This is a genomic window from Nocardioides kribbensis, assembly GCF_015070375.1.
GTDB lineage: Bacteria > Actinomycetota > Actinomycetes > Propionibacteriales > Nocardioidaceae > Nocardioides > Nocardioides kribbensis.
Genome location: NZ_JADCLL010000002.1, coordinates 449,569 through 472,184 on the forward strand (window position 1 = coordinate 449,569; position 22,616 = coordinate 472,184).

The 22,616-nt window shown below is 75.0% G+C and carries 17 protein-coding genes; 6 read left to right on the top strand and 11 right to left on the bottom strand.

What is annotated here, in order from left to right; genetic code table 11:
* Positions 1-40: 40 nt before the first annotated feature.
* Positions 41-616: a dCTP deaminase gene (dcd, locus tag IR170_RS07700; RefSeq protein ID WP_056864915.1), complete on the top strand. Its 576-nt coding sequence runs from the start codon at positions 41-43 to the stop codon at positions 614-616.
* A gap of 132 nt (positions 617-748) precedes the next feature.
* Positions 749-1,759, top strand: a complete 1,011-nt coding sequence (locus IR170_RS07705; protein WP_227488782.1) for a siderophore-interacting protein — start codon at positions 749-751, stop codon at positions 1,757-1,759.
* A 114-nt stretch (positions 1,760-1,873) separates the two neighbouring features.
* On the opposite strand, the gene IR170_RS07710 is transcribed toward IR170_RS07705, so the two are convergent.
* The 3 genes from IR170_RS07710 to IR170_RS07720 all read right to left on the bottom strand — a co-directional run bounded on the left by IR170_RS07710 (position 1,874) and on the right by IR170_RS07720 (position 4,013).
* Complete coding sequence (locus IR170_RS07710; RefSeq protein ID WP_193661896.1) at positions 1,874-2,026, bottom strand: hypothetical protein; 153 nt, start codon at positions 2,024-2,026, stop codon at positions 1,874-1,876.
* A gap of 208 nt (positions 2,027-2,234) precedes the next feature.
* On the bottom strand, positions 2,235-3,077 hold the full coding sequence (locus IR170_RS07715) for a DUF4097 family beta strand repeat-containing protein (protein ID WP_193661897.1): 843 nt from the start codon (positions 3,075-3,077) through the stop codon (positions 2,235-2,237).
* 372 nt (positions 3,078-3,449) lie between these two features.
* Positions 3,450-4,013 carry a pilus assembly protein HicB gene (locus IR170_RS07720; protein WP_193661898.1) on the bottom strand — a complete coding sequence of 188 codons (564 nt, stop codon included), beginning with the start codon at positions 4,011-4,013 and terminating at the stop codon, positions 3,450-3,452.
* 187 nt (positions 4,014-4,200) lie between these two features.
* Between IR170_RS07720 and IR170_RS07725 the strand changes: the two genes are divergently transcribed.
* Entirely contained in the window at positions 4,201-5,922 is a 1,722-nt protein-coding gene (locus IR170_RS07725) for a sodium:solute symporter family protein (RefSeq protein WP_193662112.1), read from the top strand.
* Positions 5,923-5,945: 23 nt separating this feature from the next.
* A complete protein-coding gene (locus tag IR170_RS07730) occupies positions 5,946-6,185 on the top strand; it encodes a hypothetical protein (RefSeq protein WP_056864913.1) in 240 nt (79 codons plus the stop codon).
* Between the two features lie 869 nt (positions 6,186-7,054).
* Here IR170_RS07730 and IR170_RS07735 read toward each other — a convergent pair.
* From IR170_RS07735 to IR170_RS07760, 6 genes are all read right to left on the bottom strand, one after another.
* On the bottom strand, positions 7,055-7,213 hold the full coding sequence (locus IR170_RS07735; protein ID WP_193661899.1) for a hypothetical protein: 159 nt from the start codon (positions 7,211-7,213) through the stop codon (positions 7,055-7,057).
* Positions 7,214-7,368: 155 nt separating this feature from the next.
* Positions 7,369-11,199, bottom strand: a complete 3,831-nt coding sequence (locus IR170_RS07740; RefSeq protein ID WP_193661900.1) for a heterodisulfide reductase-related iron-sulfur binding cluster — start codon at positions 11,197-11,199, stop codon at positions 7,369-7,371.
* A 245-nt stretch (positions 11,200-11,444) separates the two neighbouring features.
* Entirely contained in the window at positions 11,445-12,263 is an 819-nt protein-coding gene (locus tag IR170_RS07745; protein ID WP_193661901.1) for an IclR family transcriptional regulator, read from the bottom strand.
* A 61-nt stretch (positions 12,264-12,324) separates the two neighbouring features.
* Positions 12,325-12,945, bottom strand: coding sequence for a hypothetical protein (locus IR170_RS07750; RefSeq protein ID WP_193661902.1), 621 nt, complete (start codon positions 12,943-12,945; stop codon positions 12,325-12,327).
* A gap of 100 nt (positions 12,946-13,045) precedes the next feature.
* Positions 13,046-14,254, bottom strand: coding sequence for an MFS transporter (locus IR170_RS07755; protein ID WP_319804960.1), 1,209 nt, complete (start codon positions 14,252-14,254; stop codon positions 13,046-13,048).
* Between the two features lie 197 nt (positions 14,255-14,451).
* Positions 14,452-15,759 carry a choice-of-anchor P family protein gene (locus IR170_RS07760; protein ID WP_193661903.1) on the bottom strand — a complete coding sequence of 436 codons (1,308 nt, stop codon included), beginning with the start codon at positions 15,757-15,759 and terminating at the stop codon, positions 14,452-14,454.
* 380 nt (positions 15,760-16,139) lie between these two features.
* Here IR170_RS07760 and hutH point away from each other — a divergent pair, with 380 nt between their 5' ends.
* Complete coding sequence (gene hutH, locus IR170_RS07765; RefSeq protein ID WP_193661904.1) at positions 16,140-17,765, top strand: histidine ammonia-lyase; 1,626 nt, start codon at positions 16,140-16,142, stop codon at positions 17,763-17,765.
* Entirely contained in the window at positions 17,762-19,510 is a 1,749-nt protein-coding gene (gene hutU, locus IR170_RS07770) for a urocanate hydratase (protein WP_193661905.1), read from the top strand. The genes hutH and hutU overlap by 4 nt, the downstream gene beginning before the upstream one ends.
* On the opposite strand, the gene IR170_RS20250 is transcribed toward hutU, so the two are convergent.
* Positions 19,476-20,531, bottom strand: coding sequence for a phosphatase PAP2 family protein (locus IR170_RS20250; protein WP_193661906.1), 1,056 nt, complete (start codon positions 20,529-20,531; stop codon positions 19,476-19,478). The genes hutU and IR170_RS20250 overlap by 35 nt on opposite strands.
* Positions 20,528-22,048, bottom strand: a complete 1,521-nt coding sequence (locus tag IR170_RS07780) for a hypothetical protein (protein ID WP_193661907.1) — start codon at positions 22,046-22,048, stop codon at positions 20,528-20,530. The genes IR170_RS20250 and IR170_RS07780 overlap by 4 nt, the downstream gene beginning before the upstream one ends.
* Positions 22,049-22,616: the final 568 nt, after the last annotated feature.

Consider the following 22,616-nt stretch of genomic DNA (forward strand, 5'->3'; position numbering starts at 1 on the left):
GTCAGGGTCCGGTCGGCGCGGGGCCGGTAGGTTGAGGCGCGTGCTGCTCAGCGACCGCGACATCCTGGCCGAGATCGACGGCGGCCGTGTGGCCCTCGACCCGTGGGAGCCGCAGATGCTCCAGCCGTCGAGCATCGACGTGCGCCTCGACCGGTACTTCCGTGTCTTCGAGAACCACAAGTACCCCCACATCGACCCCGCGGCCGACCAGTCCGACCTCACCCGGATCGTCGAGCCCGAGGGCGACGAGGCGTTCATCCTGCACCCGGGCGAGTTCGTGCTGGGGTCGACGTACGAGGTCGTGACGCTGCCCGACGACATCGCGGCGCGCGTGGAGGGCAAGTCCTCGCTGGGGCGCCTCGGGCTGCTGACCCACGCCACCGCCGGCTTCGTCGACCCCGGCTTCTCCGGCCACGTCACCCTGGAGCTGGCCAACGTGGCGACGCTGCCGATCAAGCTCTACCCCGGCATGAAGATCGGGCAGTTCTGCTTCTTCCGGCTCTCCTCGCCCTCCGAGCACCCCTATGGCTCGGAGAGGTACGGCTCGCGCTACCAGGGCCAGCGCGGCCCGACGCCGTCGCGCTCCTTCCAGGGCTTCCACCGCACCTCGATCTGAGGCGGCCGCGGCCCCGGTCGCCGCGAGCAGGACGATCGGGGCCGGACAGTCGGAGCAGGACGGTCGAGGCAGCCCGTCGCGGCGTCAGGTAAGGTTTGCCTTACCTCATCTCGACCGCTCCGGGAGCACCCCATGGCCACAGCCACCTCCACCGCGCGCACGGCGCTGCCGATGCTGCTGGAGACGGTGACCGTGCGCCGTGTCGAGCGGCTCTCGCCCAGCTTCGTGCGCCTCGAGCTCGGCGCACCTGCGCTGGCCGACCTCGGCGTCGACGGCCCGCTGCTCGACCAGCGCTTCAAGCTCGTCCTGCCCGACGGCGACGGGCCGCTGCCGTCCTTCGAGGCCGCCGACAGCGGCTGGTACGCCGCCTGGCAGGCCCTGCCGCAGGCCGAGCGCGGCCACATGCGCACCTACACCATCCGCGACATCGTCGGCGAGGGCGAGGACACCCGCCTGGTCGTCGACGTCGTGCTCCACGACGAGGGCCCCGACGGCGAGCACCCGCTCGGCCCCGGCGCTCGCTGGGCCTCGCGCGCTCGCGTCGGCGACCGGGCCGTCGTGCTCGCCCCGCGCCGTGGCGTGGCCTACGGCGGCATCGAGTTCGCCCCCACGCCGGGCGCCCGCGTGCTCCTCGTCGGCGACGAGACCGCCGTGCCGGCCGTCGCGGGCATCCTCGCGGGCCTCGACGCCGACGCCGAGGGTCACGCCTTCGTCGAGGTGCCCTGCGCCGCCGACGTGCAGGACCTGCCGCGCCCGGCCGGCGTCGAGCTGACCTGGCTGCCCCGCGACGGCGCGCCCCGCGGGGTGGCGCTGCAGCGCGAGGTGCTGGCCTGCCTGGAGTCGCCCGTGGTGCCGATCGGGCAGGTGGAGGTCGACGAGGTCGACCCCGACCTGTGGGAGACCCCGACGTACTCCTCCTCCGGCGAGGTCGTCGCCGAGGACGGCGGGGGCGGGGCCGGCGGGCCGGGCGCGCGTCGCTCGGAGCGGGCGGCCGCCGACCGGCAGGCGGTCTACGCCTGGATCGCCGGGGAGTCGAAGGTCGTCACCGGGCTGCGCCGTGTCATGGTGCGCGACCTCGGCATGGACCGCCGCCAGGTGGCCTTCATGGGCTACTGGCGCGAGGGCGTCGCGATGCGCTCCTGACCCGCCCGGTGCCGGCCCCGGTCGATCGGGCCGCGGGGTCGGGTCGTGCGTGGGGCCGGGGGCGTGCGCCGGACGTGCGTCCGGTGGGCTTCCTGGGGGGCCTTCGGTGGACGGTCAGGCGTCGAGGGCGTCGGCGACGCGGCGCAGGCCGCGGGCGAGTCGGCGGCGGCGCGGCACGGTGGGCAGGTGGCGCTCGTCGGCACGGGCGACGCGGTCGGCCACGACCTGGCGGGCCTCGTCGCGGTGGATGCTGGGCGGGTAGCTCATGGTGGGTCCTTCGGTCGCTGGGAGGTGCCGGGTGTGGGCCGCCTCGGAACGGCGGGGTCGGGCCGGCTGGTCAGGGTGGGCTGGTCTGGTGGGCTGATCAGGGCGGGGTCGGCCGGTCTAGGTCGGCCGGTCGGGGTCGGCTCGTGCCACGCTCGCGGCTGACCCAGGGGCAGGATCGAGCGCTCGGCGCGCGGCGTCGGTTCCGGCCTCAGCGCCGTGAGAGGCGCACGTCGCCCGAGACGGTGGTGGCGCGCACGAGCAGGTGGTCCTGGCCCGGGGCCGGCTCGCCGACCGCCTCGAGCTCGGAGGCGACCTCGCCGCTGACGGAGCCGACGTCGGTCCAGGTGGGGAGGCCGGCGGGCACGCCGACGTGCACGTCGCCCGAGGCGCTGCGCGCGGAGACCGAGCCGTGCTCGGCCCGCTCGACGGTGAGGTCGCCGCTGGCGGTGCTGAAGGAGAGCGCCCCCTGGAGGCTGCCGACGTGGAGGTCGCCCGAGCCGGTCTTCACGACGAGCTCGTGGGTGCAGGCCTTCACGGTGACGTCGCCCGACCCGGTGGAGACCTGGGCCGCGCCGCCGACCCGTCCGAGCTCCACGTCCCCGGAGCCCGACTGCACGGTGACGTCGGCGCAGCGTGGGAGCCGGACGTCGCCGGAGCCGGTCTCGACGCGGGAGGCCCCGGCGAGGTCCTCGACGGTCACGTCGCCCGAAGCGCCCTGCACGGTCGCGGTGGCGAGGGGGCCGACGGCGCTCAGCTCGCTGGAGCCGAGCCGCGCGGTCAGGCGGGAGCCGGCCGGCACGCGGATCGTGAGGTGGTAGTGGCCCTCGGCGCTGCGCCCGGTGGGTGCCGCGACCTCGACCCGGCCGTCCTCGGAGCGGACGTCGACGGTGTCGGGGGCGGGGCCCGTGACCGAGACGGTGACCGGCTCGGCGTCGCCGGCGGCTGCGGGTGTCGCGGTGACGGCGTTGACGGTGACGACGCCCCGGGGGTTGCGGACGACGAGGTCGACGGGTCCGTCGACGTCGAGGCGGTGCTCGCGGGTGCTGCTCATGGCTGCTCCTGGGTGGTCGGGGTGCGGGTGGTGCACGGGGTGGGTCGGTGCGCGGTGTGGGGCGGTGGACGTCATGCGGAGAGTGGAGGCGCATCCACGGGTCGCATGACGCACGGCGCGGCGAGCGGGTGGGTGTGCGGGGTGGGGCGGTGGACGTCGTGCGGAGGGTGGAGGCGCATCCACGGGTCGCATGACGCACGGCGCGGCGAGCGGGGGGTGTGCGGGGTGGGGCGGTGGACGTCGTGCGGAGGGTGGATGCGCTTCTACGGGTCGCATGACGCACGGCGCGGCGAGCGGGGGGTGTGCGGGGTGGCGGGGATGGGGCGTCGCGCGTCTCGTGGGCCGTCGGCGCGCGGCGTCGTGGGGGTGCGGTCAGACCCAGCCGGTAAGCCGGCGGCTGCCGGGCCGGCGGGTGAAGACCGGCCCGCCCCCGGGGCCCGGCTGGGCGCCGGGGTGGGCGGTGCTGGTGAGGTCGAGCGGCTCGGAGGGCTGCTGCGTGGCTCGTCGTACGGCGTGGACGAGCCAGGTGTTGAGCGACTGCCCGGCCTCGGCGGCGAGCTCCTCCGCGCGCGCCTTGACCGGCTCCGGGAGTCGCAGCGTGACCCGTGAGACCGCCGCGTCGTCGAGCTCCTCCGAGGGCGGGGCCGGCGGCGCGGGGGATGCGGGCGGGGCCGGCGGCAGCAGCGGCGCGGGGGGCGTGGCGTCGACGACGAAGGCCAGCTCCCGCCCGTCGAGGCGTACGTCGACGCCGCCGACCGGCATCTCTGCCGTGATCTGGGCCGCCGCGTGGGAGATGGCCTCCATGAGCGCGAGCCGCGCGGCCGGGTCGAGCGCGTGGCCCAGCCGCTGGGCCAGCGCACGGGCCTCCTCGCCCGAGGCGTCGGCCGCGGCGAGGAGGTCGCGGCGGAGGCTGTCGACGTACGGGGTCAGGTCCATGCGCACCACCATGACATCACAGTGACGTCATGGCAAGGGCATGGCGACATCAGATGACGTCGTCGTGGCGCTGATGGTTGACGCCGTCACCCGAGGGGGTGGCGCTGGTCGGCACGGCCGGGCGTATGTTCAGCAGGTTTGCTCATCCCCGAAAGGACGCTGCATGTCGATCTCCGCCCCCACGGCGATGGCCGGCGACACGCTGATCTCAGCCCACTTCGTCGACTACCTGCTCATTGCCATCTACTTCGCCTTCGTGCTCGGGATCGGCGTCGTGGCCCGCCGCAACGTCTCCGACTCGGTGGACTTCTTCCTCTCCGGCCGCTCGCTGCCCGCCTGGGTGACCGGCCTGGCCTTCATCTCCGCCAACCTCGGTGCGGTCGAGATCATGGGCATGTCGGCCAACGGTGCGCAGTACGGCCTGCCGGCGGTGCACTACTTCTGGGTCGGGGCCATCCCGGCCATGCTGTTCCTGGGCGTCGTGATGATGCCGTTCTACTACGGCTCGAAGGTGCGCTCGGTCCCCGAGTTCATGCTGCGCCGCTTCGGCACCGGCGCCCACCTGGTCAACGCGGTCTCCTTCGCCGTGGCGCAGCTGCTCATCGCCGGCATCAACCTCTATCTGCTCGGCAGCATCATCCAGGCCCTGCTGGGGTGGAACCTCACCCTCGCCCTGGTCGTCGCCGCGGTCATCGTGCTCTCCTACATCACCCTCGGCGGGCTGAGCGCGGCCATCTACAACGAGGTGCTCCAGTTCTTCGTCATCGTCGCGGCGCTGCTGCCGCTGACCCTGATCGGGCTCAACCGCGTCGGCGGCTGGGACGGGCTCAAGGCCGGCATCACCGAGGCCGCGGGCAAGGGCGACGCCCCCTCGGCCGCCGAGCAGCTCAACTCCTGGCCCGGCACCGCGCTGACCGGCTTCGACTCCGAGCTGCTCTCGGTGATCGGCATCGTCTTCGGTCTCGGCTTCGTGCTGTCCTTCGGCTACTGGACGACCAACTTCGTCGAGGTCCAGCGCGCGATGGCCACCAACTCGATCTCGGCGGCCCGCAAGACCCCGATCATCGGCGCCTTCCCCAAGATCCTCATCCCCTTCATCACGATCCTGCCCGGCATGATCGCCGCCGTCCTGGTCTCGGACATCGCGCGCACCAAGGCCGGCGAGACGGTGGCGGGCGGAGCCGACGGCACGGTGAAGTACAACGACTCGCTGATCCTGCTGATGCGCGACGTGCTGCCCAACGGCCTGCTCGGCGTGGCCATCGCCGGTCTGCTGGCGGCCTTCATGGCCGGCATGGCGGCCAACATCTCGGCCTTCAACACCGTGCTCAGCTTCGACCTCTGGGAGCGCTACGTCGTCAAGGACCGCTCCGACGGCTACTACCTGCGCGTCGGACGCTGGGCCACGGTCGCGGCCACGGCGATCGCCATCGCCACCGCCCAGCTCGCGGCGAGCTTCTCCAACATCATGGACTACCTGCAGACGCTCTTCGGGTTCTTCAACGCCCCGCTCTTCGCCACCTTCATCCTCGGCATGTTCTGGAAGCGGATGACGCCCACGGCCGGCTGGACCGGCCTCGTGTCGGGCACCCTGGCGGCCGTCGTCGTCGCCTTCCTGTCGGAGGGCACCCTGGGCTCGCTGAGCATCGGAGTCCTGCCCCTCAGCGGCCAGGGTGCCTCCTTCGTGGCCGCCGGTGCCGCCTTCGTGGTCGACATCGTGGTCAGCGTGGTCGTCACCTCGATGACCAAGCCGAAGCCCTACGCCGAGCTCAAGGGCCTCGTCTACTCCGAGACCCCCCGCGAAGACCTCGTCGACCCCGACGAGGCGTCGCACCCGTGGTACCAGCGCACCATGCCGCTCGCCGGCCTCGCGCTCGCCCTCGTCGTCGTCCTCAACGTGGTCTTCTGACCCCCACCTGATCGGAGATCGTCATGGCCCGGAGCCAGCACACCGCGGGTGCCTTCGACATCCGCAACATCATCGGTGCCCTCATCGGCATCTACGGCGTCATCCTCACGTTCATGGGCATCTTCGGAGACCCCGAGACCGAGAAGACGGGTGGCTGGAACGCCAACCTGTGGGCGGGCATCGCGATGCTCGTCGTCGGCGCGGTCTTCCTGGCGTGGGCGCGTCTGCGCCCCGTCGTCGTCCCCGAGGACCCGCAGGGCTGAACCGCCCCGCCCCGCCCGCGGCCCGCGTCGACCTCCGTCGGCGCGGGCCGCGGTGCGTCTGGGTGCGTCTGGCTGCCTCCAGAGGGGGGCGGGCGGTGCGTCCTGCGCGCATGGTCGGTGCTGGCCGTCGTCGCCGTGCGAGTGCGCGGGTCGAGCGATGGCGGGGGTCCGGGGGTCTGGGGCCAGTGCCGGGTGCCGGGGGCGGGGTCGGCGCGCGGTGGTCGGTGTCGTCGGCTCGGCCGCTGGGGGCTTTGCGCGGTCAGGACTGTCGGTCGGGCCGGTGGGGTGCGTGGATCGCGCCATCGTGGGGGCGGGGGTGCCGAGCCACGCAATTGCGCGGGTTGGGCGGTGGTGGTGCGGGTGCGGGTGCGGGTGCGTCGGTCGCGGTGGACTCGCCTGCTGGGGGCTTTGCGCGGTCGGGACTGTCGCTCGGGCCGGTGGGGTGCGTGGATCGCGCAATCGTGTGCGGGGGATGGTGCCCAGCCGCGCAATTGCGCGGATTGAGCGGTGGCGGGGGCGCGAGGGGCGGGGTGCGTCGGCGTCGCCGCGACTCGTCTGTCGGAGGCTTTGCGCGGTCGGGACTGTCGCTCGGGCCGGTGGGGTGCGTGGATCGCGCAATCGTGTGGTCGGGGTGGTGCTCAGCCTCGCAATTGCGCGGTTTGGGCGGTGGTGGGGGCCGGGGTGCGGGTGGGCGCTCCCGGCCGCCGGGGGAGAGCGTCATGCGAGGAGTGGATGCGATCCACCCTTCGCATGACGTCCCGCCCCGCCCCGGCCGCCGGCCCCGGCCCGGCCGCCCGCCCCGCCCCGGCCGCCGGCCCCGCCCCGGCCGCCGGCCGCGGCCCGGGCTCGAGACCGGTGCGGTCAGCGGGTCAGGGGAGGCGTCCGAGCACGAGGGCCACCAGGGTCAGCAGGAGGGGGCTCAGGGAGGCGGGGATCAGTACGGCGAGGGCGGCGGTGCGGCCCGCGCGGGCGGCGCGATCCACCCCGGCGGTGTGGGCGGCGGGGAGGGAGGGGCGCGAGGTCGTCATCGCCGCTGGGACGCGTCCGGAGAACGGATGGTTGCCGTCGAGCGTCGCCGTCGTGCCCCCGTCCCCTGGGCCGGCGGGTCCGGGCCCAGAAAGCACGTGGCCCGCACCGACGGGTCGGTGCGGGCCACGGGGGTGCGGCGCTCGCCGCGGGTGACTCAGAGGTCGAAGAGCGAGCTCGACCCGGAGATGTCGGCGTCGGTGCGGGGGGTGTGGGCCGCGCCGTTGCTCGCCGCCTTCGGCTTCTCGTCCTCGGGATCCGCGCTCTGGGGCTTCTCGCTCTCGGGCTGGGCGGGCTCGTCCTGCGCCGCGTCGTCCTCGGCGTCGGCCAGGGCCTGCTCGGCCTGCTCCTCGGCGTCGTCCGTCGCGTCGTCGGTCTCGGCCACGATCGCCTCGGCCTCCGGCTGGGCCGGGGCGTCGTCGGTGGCGGCGGCCTGGGTGGCCGCCGCGCTCAGGGCCGCTCCCGCGGAGGTGTCCTCCGCGACCGGCGTCGCGGCCGGGGCCTCGTCGGCCACCGTGCTCCCGGAGGTGTCCGCGGAGGTGTCCTCGGACGCCGTGCCGACCGCGCTCGGGGCCGTCGGCGGCTGCGGGGCCGCGACGGGCTCGGGAGCCTCGATGTCGAAGAGCGAGCCGCCCTCCGGGATCCCGGCCCGCGGGGTGACCGAGGCCGCCGGGGCGGCCGGCGCTGCCGGGGCGACCGGTGCCGGCTTCTCCGCGGGGGCGCTGCTGGCGGCGGCGTCCTCGCCCGGTGCGTCCGGGGTCTCGCTCGTGCTGTCGGCCGGGGTCGCGCTGGCCGCCTCGGACGCGACGGGAGCGGCCGGTGCACTGGTCCGCGACGCGGGAGCGGCGATGTCGAAGAGCGACCCACCCGAGCCCAGGCCGGCGACCGGAGCGGCCGGCTCGACCGGGGCGGCCGGCTCGACCGGAGCGGCCGTCGCCTGCGCCGCCGGCGCCTCGGGCTCAGCGGCCTCGGGCCCAGCGGTCTCGGGCTCGGAGGTCTCGACCGGGGCGCTCGCGGCCGGCTTCGCCGGGGCGGGCTCAGCGGCCGGGATGTCGAAGAGCGAGCCACCGGCTCCGAGGTCGGTGCTCGGCGTCGGAGCCGCCGACGGAGCCGGCTCCGTCGCGGCGGGCGAGGCGGCGGCCGGGTCGGCCTTCGCCTCGGGAGCCGCCGCGGGCTTCGCCGCCGGCTCGTCGGCCGGGATGTCGAAGAGCGATCCGCCCGACGAGACGGCCGGCGGGTCGGCCGGCTTCTCCGCGGGCGCCTCCTGCGACGGAGCCGGCGTCGCGGCGGGCTGGTCGCCGCCGAGGTCGAAGAGCGAGCCGCCGGACGTAGAGCCGCCGGACGTGGAGCCGCCGGACGTGGAGCCGCTGGTGGACGGCGCGTCCTCGGCGGGGGTCGTCTTCGCCGCCGGCTGGTCGCCGCCGAGGTCGAAGAGCGAGCCGCCCGCGGAGGTCGGCTCGGCGGCCTTGGCCTCGGCCGGCACGGACTTGCCGGGGGCAGCGGTCGCGGGGGTGTCGAAGAGCGAGGCGCCCTGGGTCGCGCCGGCCGGCTTGTCGTCGGCGGCCGCGGCCTCGGGGCTGTCGAAGAGCGACGAGCCCCCGCTGGCCTTCGCCAGCGGTCCGACGTCCTGGGTCTCGACCACCGTGTCGTCGGTGATGGTCTCGTCGCCGGCCCCGGGCTCGGCCTTGGTCTCGACCGGGCGCTCGAGGGTCGTGGTGCCGCCAGCCTGGGCCGCAACCGCGGGAGCGGCGGCCGCGCCCGCACCGGGCGCCAGCTTGGTGGCCTGCTCGCCCTTGACCGACGCCAGCAGCATCTGCGCGACGTCGAGGACCTCGACCTCCTCGCGGGCCTCGCCCTTGGACTGCTTCATGGTGAGGCCGTCGGAGAGCATGACGCGGCAGAAGGGGCAGCCGACGGCGATCTGGTCGGCGCCGGTCTCGACCGCCTCGTTCGTGCGGTTCATGTTGATCCGCTCGCCGATGTTCTCCTCCATCCACATGCGCGCGCCGCCGGCGCCGCAGCAGAAGGAGCGCTCGGAGTTGCGCTCCATCTCGACGACCTCGGCGCCGGGCAGGATCTGGAGCAGCTCGCGCGGGGGCGTGTAGACGCCGTTGTGGCGACCGATGTAGCAGGGGTCGTGGTAGGTGATGGAGCGCTTCTGCGCGCCGGCGCCCTCCTTGACCGGGGTCAGCTTCCCCTCGCGCACCAGCCGGTTGAGCAGCTGGGTGTGGTGCACGACCTCGAGCTCGACCCCGAACTCCTTGTACTCGTTCTTGAGGGTGTTGAAGCAGTGGGCGCAGGTCGAGACGACCTTCTTGACCTTGTACTCCTTGAGCGTCTCCGCGTTCTGCTGGGCCAGGCCCTGGAAGACGAACTCGTTGCCGGCGCGCCGGGCGGGGTCACCGGTGCAGGTCTCGCCGTTGCCCAGCACGCCGAAGGAGACGCCGGCCATGTCGAGCAGCTCGGCGACGGCGCGGGTGGTCTTCTTCGCGCGGTCCTCGTAGGCGCCGGCGCAGCCGACCCAGAACAGCCAGTCGACCTCGTCGAGCGACTCGATGGTCTCGCCGACGACCTTGACCTCGACGTCGAGACCCTTGGCCCAGTCGAGGCGGGCGTTGGGCGACATGTTCCACGGGTTGCCCTTGTTCTCCAGCCCCTTGAAGAGGCCGTTGAGCTCGGCGGGGAAGTTCGACTCCACCAGGATCTGGTGGCGGCGCATGTCGATGATGTGGTCGACGTGCTCGATGTCGACGGGGCACTGCTGCACGCAGGCACCGCAGGAGGTGCAGTTCCACAGCACGTCGGGGTCGATCACGGCGGCGCCGGAGTCGGGGTTGTAGAACCAGTCGTCACCGGTGTCGCCGACCAGCGGCCGCTCGACCTCGAGGGCCAGGGCGCTGTCGTTCTCCAGCAGCGCGGCGCGGTCGCCCTCGGCGGCCTTGAGGTACGGCGCCTTCGCGTAGGCGTGGTCGCGCATCGCGGTGATGAGGAGCTTGGGGGAGAGGGGCTTCTCGGTGTTCCAGGCCGGGCACTGGCTCTGGCATCGGCCGCACTCGGTGCAGGTGGTGAAGTCGAGGATGCCCTTCCAGCTGAAGTCCTCGATGGCGCCGACGCCGAGCTTGGAGTCCTCGTCGAGGTCCTCGAGGTCCTCGAGGCTGACGACCTTGCCACCGCTGGTGAGGGGCTTGACGCCGCCCAGCGCGGTGCGGCCGGAGCCCTCGCGCTTGAACCAGATGTTGGGCCAGGCGGTGAAGCGGTGCCAGGCCACGCCCATGGTGAGGTTCAGCGAGATGACGATGAGCCAGATCATGGCCAGGACGATCTTGATCATCGCGATGACGATGATGATGTTCTCCAGCGTCTCCGGGTCGGTGCCGTAGAGCACGTCGCCGAAGAACGAGCTGACCGGGAAGTGGAAGCGGCTGTACTTCTCCACGTCCTCGCCGCCGAGGGCCTGGCCGAGGTTGTACTCCGCGCCGCGGATGAAGAGGATCGCGGAGCCCTCGAGCAGCGCCATGGCCTCGACGAAGTAGGCCTGCCACATCGTGGAGCGGTAGAAGCGGGAGTTGCGGCCCTCGCGGCGCGGGTGGTGCTTCTGGCGGTAGATCGCGAGGTAGACGATGCCGACCGTGCCGAGCACGCCGAGGATCTCGCCGAGCCACTCGTAGAGGAAGAAGTGGCCGATGACCGGGAGCTGGAACTCGGGGTCGAAGAGTTGGAAGTACGCCGTGAAGACCGCGGCGCCCAGCACGATGAAGGCCAGGTAGACGAACCAGTGCATCACGCCGACGACGCTCCACTGGAGCATCCGGGTGTGCAGGAACGTCTCCTTGACCATGGTCAGCGTGCGCTGGACCGGTTGGTCGGTGCGACCGGTGGTCGGCTGCCCGATCCGCACCGTGGCGACGATCGAGCGCACGGCCCTCACGGTCAGCACGACGGCGACGGCGGTCAGCGCCAGGGAGACGACGATGGCGAAGATCTGCATCGGAACGGGTGGCCCTTCCTCGACGGAGCACGTCCCGGGGCGGCCGTGACGTGCCCGCGAGCCTAGGGCCGAGCGAGCAGGACCGTCAGGCCCTCCGGGGGGTGAGAAGAATCCTACCGGTAGGTAACTTGATCCGGTCGTGTCGGCGTGGACACACCTCCTGCGGTCCCTGTCGTCGACCGCCGACGACGGGCCGGCGCCGCGCTCCGGCCAGGGGGTCGCCCGGGGCCGGGGTGGGCCCCAGGTCAGTCGACCGCTGGTCGCTCGGGGCGTGCTGCGGGGTGTCCGCCCAGGCGTCGGGTGAGCAGGTCGGCGGTGCGGCCGACCTCGCGGGCGACCAGGGCGGGCGACACCTCGCCGGCGGGGTAGGTGACGGCCAGGCCGGCGACCGGGTGCCCGTTGTGGTCGAGGACGGCGGCGGCGGTGCTGGCCATGCCCGGGGTCACCTCGCCGTCCTCGGTGGCGTGGCCGCGCCGACGGGTCTCGACCAGCACCGCGCGCAGCTCGCCTAGCGTGCGGGGACCGCTGCCGTGGCGGTCGACGAAGGCGTCGGGCGAGGGGTAGAGCGCCCGCACCTGCGCGGCCGGCAGACCCGCCAGCACGGCCCGCCCGCTCGCGGTCAGGTGGGCGGGCAGGCGCACGCCCACGTCGGTGACCAGCGGCGGGCGGCCCGGGGCGCGCTCCTCGACGACGTAGAGCACGTCACGACCGTGCAGCACGGCGAGGTGGGCGGTCTGGCCGACGCGGTCGACCAGCGCGGCGAGCGCCCGTCGCGACAGGCGCTGCAGCGGCTCCTGGCGGGAGTAGCCGCTGCCGACCTCGAAGGCCGCGACGCCCAGGCCGTAGCGGTGCTCCTCGGCCAGGTGCGTCACGAACCCCTCGGCGATCATCGCCGCGAGCAGGTGGTACGCCGTGCTGCGCGGCAGCCCGACCTCCCGCGCGATCCGCTCGAGCGGCACGGGGTCGGGCTGGGTCGCCAGGAAGCGCAGCACCCGCAGCGCGCGGGTCGCCGCCGGCACCTGCGACCCGCCGGTGGCGGTCGTCGGCTGCCTCGGCTCGTCCACCCCGGCAGCCTCTCAGACCCGGGCGGCCGCATGGTGCTGTGGCGGGCGCCGCGGTCGGGGCTCAGGGGGAGCGGTGGCGCCCCTGGCCGGCGTCGGGGCCGGCGGCGGGCTCGGTCTCGCCCACGGGGGCGGCGCGGCGGCCGGGGGCGGGCTGGGTGCCGGGCTCGACCGGGGCCATGCCGGGCTGGTCGGAGGCCTCCGGCTTCGGCGGGAAGGCCGGTGCGGTGGCGGAGGTCGCGGAGGCCTCCGTGGTCGCGGGGGCGCCGGTGGCCGTGCCGGCTGCGGGGGTGGCGCCCGCCGGCTCGCCGGGCAGGTCGGTGGGGCTGCCGGTCACGGGCGCCGGGGTGGCGGCCCGGTCGGGGTCGAGCTGGTCGGCCTCGCGCAGGGCGTCCTCCTGGTGGGCCTCGGCGACGGTGGCCTCGTGGCGGGCGGCCTCGGCGCGCTCGCGGGCGCGGTCGGCCTGCATCTGCGCGACGCGGGCCTCCTCCTCGGCGGCCTCCGCCCGCTGGCGGGCCTCGGCGATGGAGCCGCCCTGACGCTGGGCCTGGCCGCGCAGCTGGCCGGCCTGCTCGAGGCGGACCTCCTGGAGCCGGGCGTTGCGGCGCCCGACGAGCACGACGGTGGCCACGACGGCGGCCAGCACGAGCACGGCCAGGACGACGACGACGGTGATGGTGGTCATGGGACTCCTCGGGTTGAACCCTCGACCCTGCCCCTCCCCGGACCCCCGCGGCTTCACCCGCCCGGGTCCCCTGCGCTCATCCCTCGCGCCGGGCGCCGCCTCAGCGCAGGGCGCGCTCCCCCCGCACCGGCACGAGGGCGACCGCGGCCAGCGGGCAGAGGGCGGCCAGGGCGAAGGCGGCGGCGTACCCCGCCTGCGCCACGAGCAGGCCGGCGACGGGCGGGACGGCGGAGGCGGCGAGGTACTGCGCGGTGTTCTGCGCACCCAGCGCCCGCCCCGACCAGAACGGCCCGGCCCGCTCGGCGACGGCGGTGAAGGCCAGGCCGTTGTCGGCGACCGTGACCACGGTGGCGAGCACCACCAGCGGCACGGCCACGGCCGCGTCGAGCCCGGCGGCGAGGCCGAGGGCGGCCATGGAGAGCCCCGCCGCCACCGTGACCCAGCGCAGCGGGCGGATCCGGCTCCCGACGACGTCGCTGAGCTGTCCGACCGCCACCCGCCCGAGCGCCCCGAGCAGCTGGGAGACGGCGACGAGCGTGCCCGCCGCGGCCGCCGACCAGCCGCGGTCCTGCACGAGCCAGACGAGGGCGAAGGTCCACACGAGGAACTGCGGCACGACCAGGAGCACCGACACGGCGTGCACGCGGGCCAGGAAGCCGTCCTCGCGGTAGGGGTTGGGGGCGCTGCCCTCGCGACGCTCGGGCCGCGGCGGGTCGACGACCACCGCGGCGACCAGGGCGGCGGCCAGCAGCGCGGCCGCGACGGGCACCCCGAGGGCCGCCGTGACGCCGCGGGTCTCGGCGACCACGGCGATGGTGACGGCCGCGATCCCGACCCCGGCCGGCTGGGCCATCTGCCGGATGCCCATGGCCAGGCCGCGACGGTGCGGCGGGAACCACCCGACGACCACCCGCCCGCTGGCCGAGGCGGTGCTCGCCGCGGCCGCCCCGGCCGCGGCCAGCGCCAGCGCCAGCGCGACCACACCGCCTCCGGCCATGGCGACGCCGCCGAGCGCGGCGGTGAGCACGAGCCCGACCAGCAGCGTGGCGCGCTCGCCGCGGGCGTCGGCCAGCGCCCCCCACGCCACCAGCGTCAGGGTGACGCCGAGCGTCGGTGCGGCGGCGACGAGACCGGCCTGGGCGAGGCTGAGCCCGCCGTCGGCGACGAGCACGGGGATGAGGAACGCGGGCCCGTGGATGGTGATGCCGGCCGCCGCCTGCGCCGTCGTCGAGGCCGCCAGCATGGCCCAGCGGCGGGCCGCGCCGACCTCGGTCGCCGGCCGGTTCGCGGTCGAGGGCGGGGTGGTCACCGGTCCAGTACAAGCCCCGCCGGGCCCGGACGCGCGCCGCGTCCCAGTCCGCGGCCGGGGCCGGTCCGCCCCGGAGCAGGGCCGGGTACGCCGACCGGCCCGGCCCCCTGCGTGAGGGGACCGGGCCGGTCGGGTGGGGACGGGTGCCGCGTGGCGCGGCGGTGGAGCGGCGGGCCGGTGGCGACCGCCGCGGCGGCTCAGCTGCCGAGCGGCTGGATGCGGAGCTTGGCCTCGCCGATGTTGACGACCGAGTCGACGTCGTCGCCGCCGGCCTCGAGCAGCGTGATGCGCAGCGCGACGACCTTCATGCCCCAGGCGGTCTTGCGCTTGAGGTTGAACTCCAGCTTGACCAGGCCGACGCCGGGGATCTCGATGGTCTCGGGCAGCTGGTCGAGCTCCTGGGCCTGACCGCCGGCGGTGATGCCGACGAACTTCGTGAAGCCGTTCTTGGTCACCTTGCTGCCCTTGCGGACCACGTTGACCTTGGCCTGGAGGCCCTCGATGACCAGGGCGTCGCCGCCGAGGGAGATCTTGGCGACGCCGGACTCCTCGGTGCCGCTCGCGCGGCCCTTGACCTGGTTGGCGCGCTGCTGGCTGTAGGCGCCGTCGACGACGACCTGGTCGGCCAGGTTGACGCTGGCGGCGCTCTTCTTCTTCAGCTCGCCGTCGGTGCCGGTGCACGGCATGATCGAGTTGACGGCGCGGCCGACCCGGATGAGGTCGCCGATGACGTCGGCGCGCACGGGGCTGGAGTTGCCGTTGAAGATCCCGGAGACCGCGCCACGCTCGAGCTTGGCGGCGCTGCGGGCGACCTTGACGGTGGTGTCGGTCGGGATGACGTGGATGAAGAGGGCGTTGGCGTAGGCCGTGGCGCCCTGGCGGTTCTTCTTCTCGATGCTCTTGCCCAGCGAGATGGTGGCCAGGCCGGGGATGGTGATCGGCTGGTCCGGGGTGGGCAGGGGCACGGTCTGCGCGGGCAGGCCGCCGGCGGGCTGGAGCTTGATGCCGAGGACCGAGGTGTTGGTGGCGGTCTTGAAGCCCTTGTCGGGTCCCGACTTGGTGTAGGTGACGCGCGAGGTGGCCGAGACCCCGGTGATCGACAGCGACCCGAGGGGGGTGTCGAGGATCGAGACGTCGGCGACGGAGTGCTTGGCCAGGGAGAACACCTTGTTCTTGCGCTGGCGGGTCTGCACGTCGGTGCGGACGCCCGAGATGGTGCCGAGGCCGGGCACGTTGACCTCGGCGATGTAGTTGTCGCGGGTCTTGCCGGCCTGGTTGGTGCACGCGATGGTGCTGAAGCCGGTGGTGCCGGAGTCGGCCGGGACCATGCCGCCCTCGACCAGGGTGCCGTAGCCGGTCGCGGTGAAGGCGAAGTTGGTGTTGGTGAGCTTGGCCGAGCTGTCACCGCCGGCGGCGGGGGCCGCCGTCGAGGTGGGGGCCATCATGAGGGCGGTCGAGGTCGCGACGGCGAGCGCCGTCGCGACGGGGACCAGGCGAGAACGCATAGAGACTCCTGCTGCTGAGGGGGAGGGCGCGCCGACCTCCCTCAGCCGGACGCGGGTAAGACACATCTCAGATGTGACTTCCGCCATTTATTCTGCACACCGAGGGGGTCCCGCGGGCTAGACCGCCTAAATTCGTGAGACTTGGATCCGATCCAGTGCGGTTGGCGCTCCGCGCGGGGCGACCAGAGCGCCCGATCGCCCTGGTGGCGCCGGTGCCGGCCGCCGTCTCGTCAGGTTGACAGGGCCTCCGTCGGGCCGACAGGTGGTCGAGACCACCGCGGTGGTGTCGTGCGGCGGCCCCGGCCGATTCGTCTCGGATCCGAGACAGTGGCGGTCGGCCGGCCCTGTCGGCGACCCGGCCGGCTGCCGAGACTGGGCCCATGGACACCGTCACCGACCCCAGCACCGACCACCGGAGCCACGACGCCGAGCGGGCCGCCGGCGACCACGGCGCGGCCGTGGTCGTCGGCACCGGTCCGGTCACCCCCGCCGAGGTCGTGGCCGTCGCCCGCGATGGCGCCCCCGTCGTGCTCGCTCCCGAGGCCCGCAGCGCCATCGGCTCCGCCCGCGAGGTGGTGGAGCTGCTGGCGGCCGGCGACGTGCCGGCGTACGGCGTGAGCACCGGCTTCGGGGCGCTCGCGACCCGCCACATCCCGGTCGCGCAGCGGGCGCAGCTGCAGCGCTCCCTGGTGCGCAGCCACGCCGCGGGCTCGGGGCCGGAGGTCGAGGTGGAGGTGACCCGCGCGCTCATGCTGCTGCGGCTCTCGACCCTGGCCACCGGGCGCACCGGGGTCAGGCTCGAGACCGCGGAGCTGCTCGCGGCGCTGCTGACCCACCGGATCACGCCGGTGGTGCACGAGCACGGGTCGCTGGGCTGCTCCGGCGACCTCGCGCCGCTGTCGCACTGCGCGCTGGCCCTCATGGGCGAGGGGCCCGTGCGCGACGCCGAGGGGGTGCTGCGCCCGGCCGCCGAGGCGCTGGCCGCGGCCGGGCTGCGACCCGTCGAGCTGGCCGAGAAGGAGGGCCTGGCCCTCATCAACGGCACCGACGGCATGCTCGGCATGCTGGTGATGGCGATCGCCGACCTGCGCCGCCTGCTGCGCACCGCCGACGTGGCCGCCGCGATGTCGGTGGAGGGCCAGCTCGGCACCGACCGGGTCTTCGCCGCCGCGCTGCAGGCCCTGCGCCCCCACCCGGGGCAGGGCGCCTCGGCCGCCAACCTGGTCGCGCTGCTCGCCGACTCCCCGCTGATGGACTCCCACCGCGGCCCGGAGTGCCACCGCGTGCAGGACGCCTACTCGCTGCGCTGCTCGCCGCAGGTGCACGGCGCCGCCCGCGACACCGTCGACCACGCCGCGCGGGTGGCCGAGGTGGAGCTGGCCTCGGCCGTCGACAACCCGGTCGTGCTCGGCGACACCGTGGAGTCCAACGGCAACTTCCACGGCGCCCCGGTCGCCTACGTGCTCGACTTCCTGGCCATCGTGGCCGCCGACGTCGCCTCGATCAGCGAGCGGCGCACCGACCGCTTCCTCGACCGGGCGCGCAGCCACGGGCTCCCGCCCTTCCTCGCCCACGACCCCGGGGTCGACAGCGGGCTGATGATCGCGCAGTACACGCAGGCCGCGATCGTCTCCGAGCTCAAGCGGCTCGCCGCGCCGGCCTCGGTCGACTCGATCCCGAGCTCGGCGATGCAGGAGGACCACGTGTCGATGGGCTGGGGCGCCGCCCGCAAGCTGCGCCGCGCCGTCGACGGCCTGACCCGCGTGGTGGCGATCGAGGTGATGACCGCGGCCCGCGCCCTCGACCTGCGCTCCACCACCGGCGACACCGCGGGCCTCGCGCCCTCCCCGGCCACCGGCGCCGTCATGCGGCTGCTGCGCGAGCACGGTCTCGACGGCCCCGGCCCCGACCGCCACCTCGCCCCGGAGATCGAGGTCGCCGTCGGTCTCGTGGCCTCGGGCGCCGTCGTGGCCGCCGCCGAGTCGGTCACCGGAGCGCTGCGATGAGCGGGGACGTCCGCACGCCCGCCGGTGCCGCGAGCGCGGGTGCCGCGAGCGGCGAGGCCGGGGGCGGCAACCCGCGGCTGCCGATCCGGGCCGCGCGCGGCACGACGCTGACCGCGCGGTCGTGGCAGACCGAGGCCGCGCTGCGGATGCTGATGAACAACCTCGACCCCGACAACGCCGAGCGGCCCGAGGACCTCGTCGTCTACGGCGGCACCGGCCGCGCCGCCCGCAGCTGGGAGGCCTACGACGCCCTGGTGCGGACCCTCACCACCCTCGGCGACGACGAGACGATGCTCGTGCAGAGCGGCAAGCCGGTGGGGGTGATGCGCACGCACACGTGGGCGCCGCGCGTGCTGATCGCCAACTCCCACCTCGTCGGAGACTGGGCCACCTGGGAGGAGTTCCGTCGCCTGGAGGACCTGGGGCTGACGATGTACGGCCAGATGACGGCCGGGTCGTGGATCTACATCGGCACCCAGGGGATCCTCCAGGGCACCTTCGAGACCTTCGCCGCCGTGGCCAACAAGATCGGGGGCGGCACCCTGGCCGGCACCATCACCCTCACCGCCGGGCTCGGCGGCATGGGCGGGGCGCAGCCGCTGGCGGTGACCATGAACGACGGCGTGGCGCTGTGCGTCGAGGTCGACCAGGCGCGCATCACCCGGCGCCTGGAGCACCGCTACCTCGACGTGCAGGCCGACTCCCTCGAGCACGCGCTCGCCCTCGCCGTCGAGGCCCGTGACGCCCGGCGGCCGCTGTCGATCGGCGTGCTCGGCAACGCGGCCGAGGTCGTCCCCGCGCTGCTCGCGCAGGGTGCGCCGATCGACGTCGTCACCGACCAGACCTCCGCCCACGACCCGCTGTCCTACCTCCCCGTCGGCGTGGACCCCGCGGCCTGGCGCGAGGAGGCCGCCCGCGACCCCGAGGGCTTCACGCTGCGTGCCCGGGAGTCGATGGCCGCGCACGTCGCGGCCATGGTCGGCTTCCAGGACGCCGGCGCCGAGGTCTTCGACTACGGCAACTCGATCCGCGACGAGGCCCGCAAGGGCGGCTGCGAGCGCGCCTTCGCCTTCCCCGGCTTCGTGCCGGCCTACATCCGGCCGCAGTTCTGCGAGGGTCGCGGGCCCTTCCGGTGGGCCGCGCTCTCCGGCGACCCGGCCGACATCGCCGCGACCGACCGCGCCGTGCTCGAGCTCTTCCCCGCCGAGGAGAGCGCCGCCAACGCCCGGCTCCACCGCTGGATCGCGATGGCGCAGGAGCGGGTGCAGTTCCAGGGCCTCCCGGCCCGGATCTGCTGGCTGGGCCAGGGCGAGCGGGCCCGCGCGGGCCGGCGCTTCAACGAGATGGTGGCCTCCGGGGAGCTCTCGGCGCCGGTGGTCATCGGCCGCGACCACCTCGACTGCGGCTCGGTGGCCTCGCCCTACCGCGAGACCGAGGCGATGCTCGACGGCTCCGACGCCATCGCCGACTGGGCCTTGCTCAACGCATTGGTCAGCACCGCCTCCGGTGCGTCGTGGGTCTCGCTCCACCACGGTGGCGGTGTCGGCATGGGCCGCTCGATCCACGCCGGCCAGGTGTGCGTGGCCGACGGCACCCCGCTGGCCGCCGAGAAGCTCGAGCGGGTGCTGACCAACGACCCGGCCATGGGCGTCATCCGCCACGTCGACGCGGGCTACTCCCGCGCCGGCGAGGTCGCCGCCGAGCGGGGCGTCACGGTGCCGATGGAGCCGGTCGTCCGCGACTGAGGCCCTCGGAGTCGTGGGCGGAGTCGTCGGTGGAGTCGCGGCCGGAGTCGCGGCCGGAGTCGCGGCCGGAGTCGCGGGCCGCCGTACGCCGCTCCCACGCGCTGCAGCCGACCGCGACGGCGAGGGCGAGCGCCGCGCCGGCGAGGGTGTCGACGACGTAGTGCTCGCCGCCGTGGACGAGCGCCACGCACATCGCCAGCGGGTAGGCCAGGAGCAGCCACCGCCACCGCGAGCGCAGTCGCCCGAGCGCGAAGAAGGCCACCAGAAAGGCGGTGCCGGCGTGCAGGGAGGGCATGGCGGCGACCTTGTTGGACATGCCGAGCAGCACCATGCTCTGCCGGTGGAGCCCGAGCTCCGACCAGCCGCGGCCGCTGATCCGCTCCACCGGGGGCAGCGCGCCGAGGTCGGCGGCCATCCAGGGCGGCGCCATGGGGTAGAGGGCGTACACGACCAACCCGCACAGGTTGAGCACCACCAGCCGCCGCATCCAGGCCAGCCACACGACGCGGTCGCGCAGCCACAGCACCCCGGCGAGCACCAGGGCGAGGAGGAAGTGCGAGGCGTAGACGGTGGTGAGCGCGACGTCCCACCACCGCGGCGCGCCGTCGGGGTCGCACGGCACCCCGCACAGCTCGCGCTGCAGCCACACCGTCGGCACCGTGCCTCCGCCGAGCCAGGCGTCGAGGCGCACGGGGGTCTCGACGTGCACCGGCACGCCGGTCTGGTCGGCCAGGCCCCGCAGGAGCCAGTAGACGACCAGCAGCAGCACCGGGCGCCACCAGTCGCGGGCGAAGTCCCAGCGGCGCGCGGGCGGGGCGTCGGCGTGCCAGGCCAGCGCGACCAGCCAGAGCCACAGCGCCACGCCGACGGTGTCGTTGGGGATGCCGACGAGCGCGACCCACACCGCCAGCAGGGCGGCCACCGCGGCGAGGGCCCGGGCGCGCGCCACGGGGCGGGTCGGCGGGAAGGGCGCGAGGTCGCGCGGGAGCCCGTCGGTGCGACCGGTGAGCGGCGACCTCACCGGCGCACCTCGAGCACCGTGTAGCCCGCGACCACGGCGACCTCGCGGTAGTGGGCGGCCACCGCGGGCTCGGCCGCGTCGGGGTCGACGCCCCAGGTGAGGAGGGAGCGACCGGCGACCACCAGCCAGGTCGGGCGCCGCGGGCCCTCCAGCACCGCGGCGAGCTCGCGCAGGTCGGGGTCGGAGACGCGCACCGGCAGGCTCCACAGCTGCTCGTAGGGACTCGACATCCCCGCCGCCCACAGCACGTTGGGCTCCCCGAAGGCCACCACCGCGGTGTCGCCCGGTCGGCCGTGGTCGACCAGCCACGCCGACACCTCGAGCTCGGAGCGCTCGATCGGGTGCACCCCCACCCACCCGACCGCGACCGCGGCCGACAGGGCCGTGCCGGCGTACGCCGCGACCAGCGCGCGCCGCCGCCAGCCGGGAGACCGGGGCGGGGTGCGTGCGGCCAGGGCGGCGACGAGCACGATGCCGGGCACCAGGCCGGTCAGGTAGTGCAGCCAGTAGCTGCCCCCCAGCGCCACCCCCACGCACTCCCAGGCCAGCACGGCGGCGGCGGCCCAGCGCAGGTCGAGCCGGTCGGGCCCGAGGGGCACCGCGCGGCGCAAGGACGGCGCGAGGGCGGCCAGCAGCAGCGGGGCGCCGCTGGCGAGCAGCGCCACGAGCATCACCACGAACCGGTCGGCCGACGACGGTGGGTCGGCTGTGGCGATGACCCGGCCCGCCTGGCTGCGGAAGGTCACGACGGCCCGCCACAGCTCGACCGGTCCGGTGCCGCGGGCCGCCGCACCGACCAGCGCGAGGACGAGGGCCGCGAGGCCGCCGGCGACCGCGCCGGCCAGCAGTGGCCGGAGCCGCTCGGCGCCGCGACGGGCGAGGAGCCCGGTGACGGCCAGGGCGGCGAGGAGCACGCCGGCGTCCAGGAGGTTCTGCTTCGTGAGCGCGGCGGCCACGGCGGCCGCGCCGGCCAGGGCGCCCAGGAGGGCGGCCCGCCGTGCGTCGGGCGCGGTGAGCGCTGCGAGGGTCGCGGCCGTGCCGGCCAGCAGGAAGGGCACGCCCAGGATCTCCGCGTCGACCACCGTGCCACCGAAGAGCGGGGTGGCCGTCAGCGCGGCCGCCGCACCGGCCGCCATCAGCGGCCCCCTGCGGGTGCCGGGTGCGGCGATCCGCCCGACGAGGCCGGCCAGCAGCACGCAGGCCACCACCGCCAGCGCGCCGAGCAGCCGCAGCCCGACGAGACCGCCGAGGTGTTCGGCCGCCGCCACCAGGGCGAGCAGCACCGGCGGGCGGTCGACGAAGTAGTCGCCGTAGACCGACGAGCCCGGCGCCCACTGCGCCGCCACCAGCAGCAGACCGCCCTCGTCGGGCCCGACGTCGCGGCCGACGAAGGGCAGCCAGCCCAGGGTCGCCGCCGCCGCCATCGCGACCACCAGCGGCCAGGTGCGGCCGGACGCGCTCGCGGGGGGTCGCTGCACGTCGGGTGCGGGGCGGGGCGCGACCGGACCGGGGGACATGGCGTCAGTGTGCGCCGCGCGGCGCCGGGCCGTCAGGGGCGAGCACGGATCGGCGTGTGGTCTGCGTCTCTGCGGGGGTGGCGGGGGTGACGGGGGGTGGCGGAGGTGGTCGCGGCGGGAGGCGTGCGGCGGCGAGGGCCCGGGGATCTCCGGGGTGGGGTGGTTCCGAGACTGTGAGGACCGTGTTGCAGCCCCGTCGATGACGGGCCTGTGGTCTGGCGGCTGCGGGCGTGAACCGTCTCGTGACTGGTCCCGTGCCGTCGACCGACGTGTCCGCTGGTGGTCGCCGGCCCCGGCACCGATCGGAGGTGCCGGCCTGATCAGGAGTTCGACCGATCGGGCTTCTCGCTGGGATCGATCCGCCGAGCAGCCTGGTGACCGGCCCGTGGGTCGGCCCGGGGGCGGCGTCGGTGAGTGGCGGCAGACGACACCTGTGGCGGCCGTCGACCCGTCGTACGCCGCCACTTCTCGGGCGGGCCGGCCGGGGATCCGAGGCGGCCCCGCGTGGCGGGGTCGGTGGTGGCGGCGCTCGTGGTGGCCGCCTGTGGGGCGAGTGGCGGGAGACAAC

Coding starts and splice junctions, on each gene's coding strand:
- hutH (WP_193661904.1), top strand. CDS start 16,140: ATGGACACCGTCACCGACCCCAGCACCGACCACCGGAGCCACGACGCC.
- IR170_RS07750 (WP_193661902.1), bottom strand. CDS start 12,945: ATGACCACCATCACCGTCGTCGTCGTCCTGGCCGTGCTCGTGCTGGCC.
- IR170_RS07705 (WP_227488782.1), top strand. CDS start 749: ATGGCCACAGCCACCTCCACCGCGCGCACGGCGCTGCCGATGCTGCTG.
- IR170_RS07730 (WP_056864913.1), top strand. CDS start 5,946: ATGGCCCGGAGCCAGCACACCGCGGGTGCCTTCGACATCCGCAACATC.
- IR170_RS07760 (WP_193661903.1), bottom strand. CDS start 15,759: ATGCGTTCTCGCCTGGTCCCCGTCGCGACGGCGCTCGCCGTCGCGACC.
- IR170_RS07725 (WP_193662112.1), top strand. CDS start 4,201: ATGGCCGGCGACACGCTGATCTCAGCCCACTTCGTCGACTACCTGCTC.
- IR170_RS07710 (WP_193661896.1), bottom strand. CDS start 2,026: ATGAGCTACCCGCCCAGCATCCACCGCGACGAGGCCCGCCAGGTCGTG.
- IR170_RS07720 (WP_193661898.1), bottom strand. CDS start 4,013: ATGGACCTGACCCCGTACGTCGACAGCCTCCGCCGCGACCTCCTCGCC.
- IR170_RS07715 (WP_193661897.1), bottom strand. CDS start 3,077: ATGAGCAGCACCCGCGAGCACCGCCTCGACGTCGACGGACCCGTCGAC.
- hutU (WP_193661905.1), top strand. CDS start 17,762: ATGAGCGGGGACGTCCGCACGCCCGCCGGTGCCGCGAGCGCGGGTGCC.
- IR170_RS07740 (WP_193661900.1), bottom strand. CDS start 11,199: ATGCAGATCTTCGCCATCGTCGTCTCCCTGGCGCTGACCGCCGTCGCC.
- IR170_RS07735 (WP_193661899.1), bottom strand. CDS start 7,213: ATGACGACCTCGCGCCCCTCCCTCCCCGCCGCCCACACCGCCGGGGTG.
- IR170_RS07780 (WP_193661907.1), bottom strand. CDS start 22,048: ATGTCCCCCGGTCCGGTCGCGCCCCGCCCCGCACCCGACGTGCAGCGA.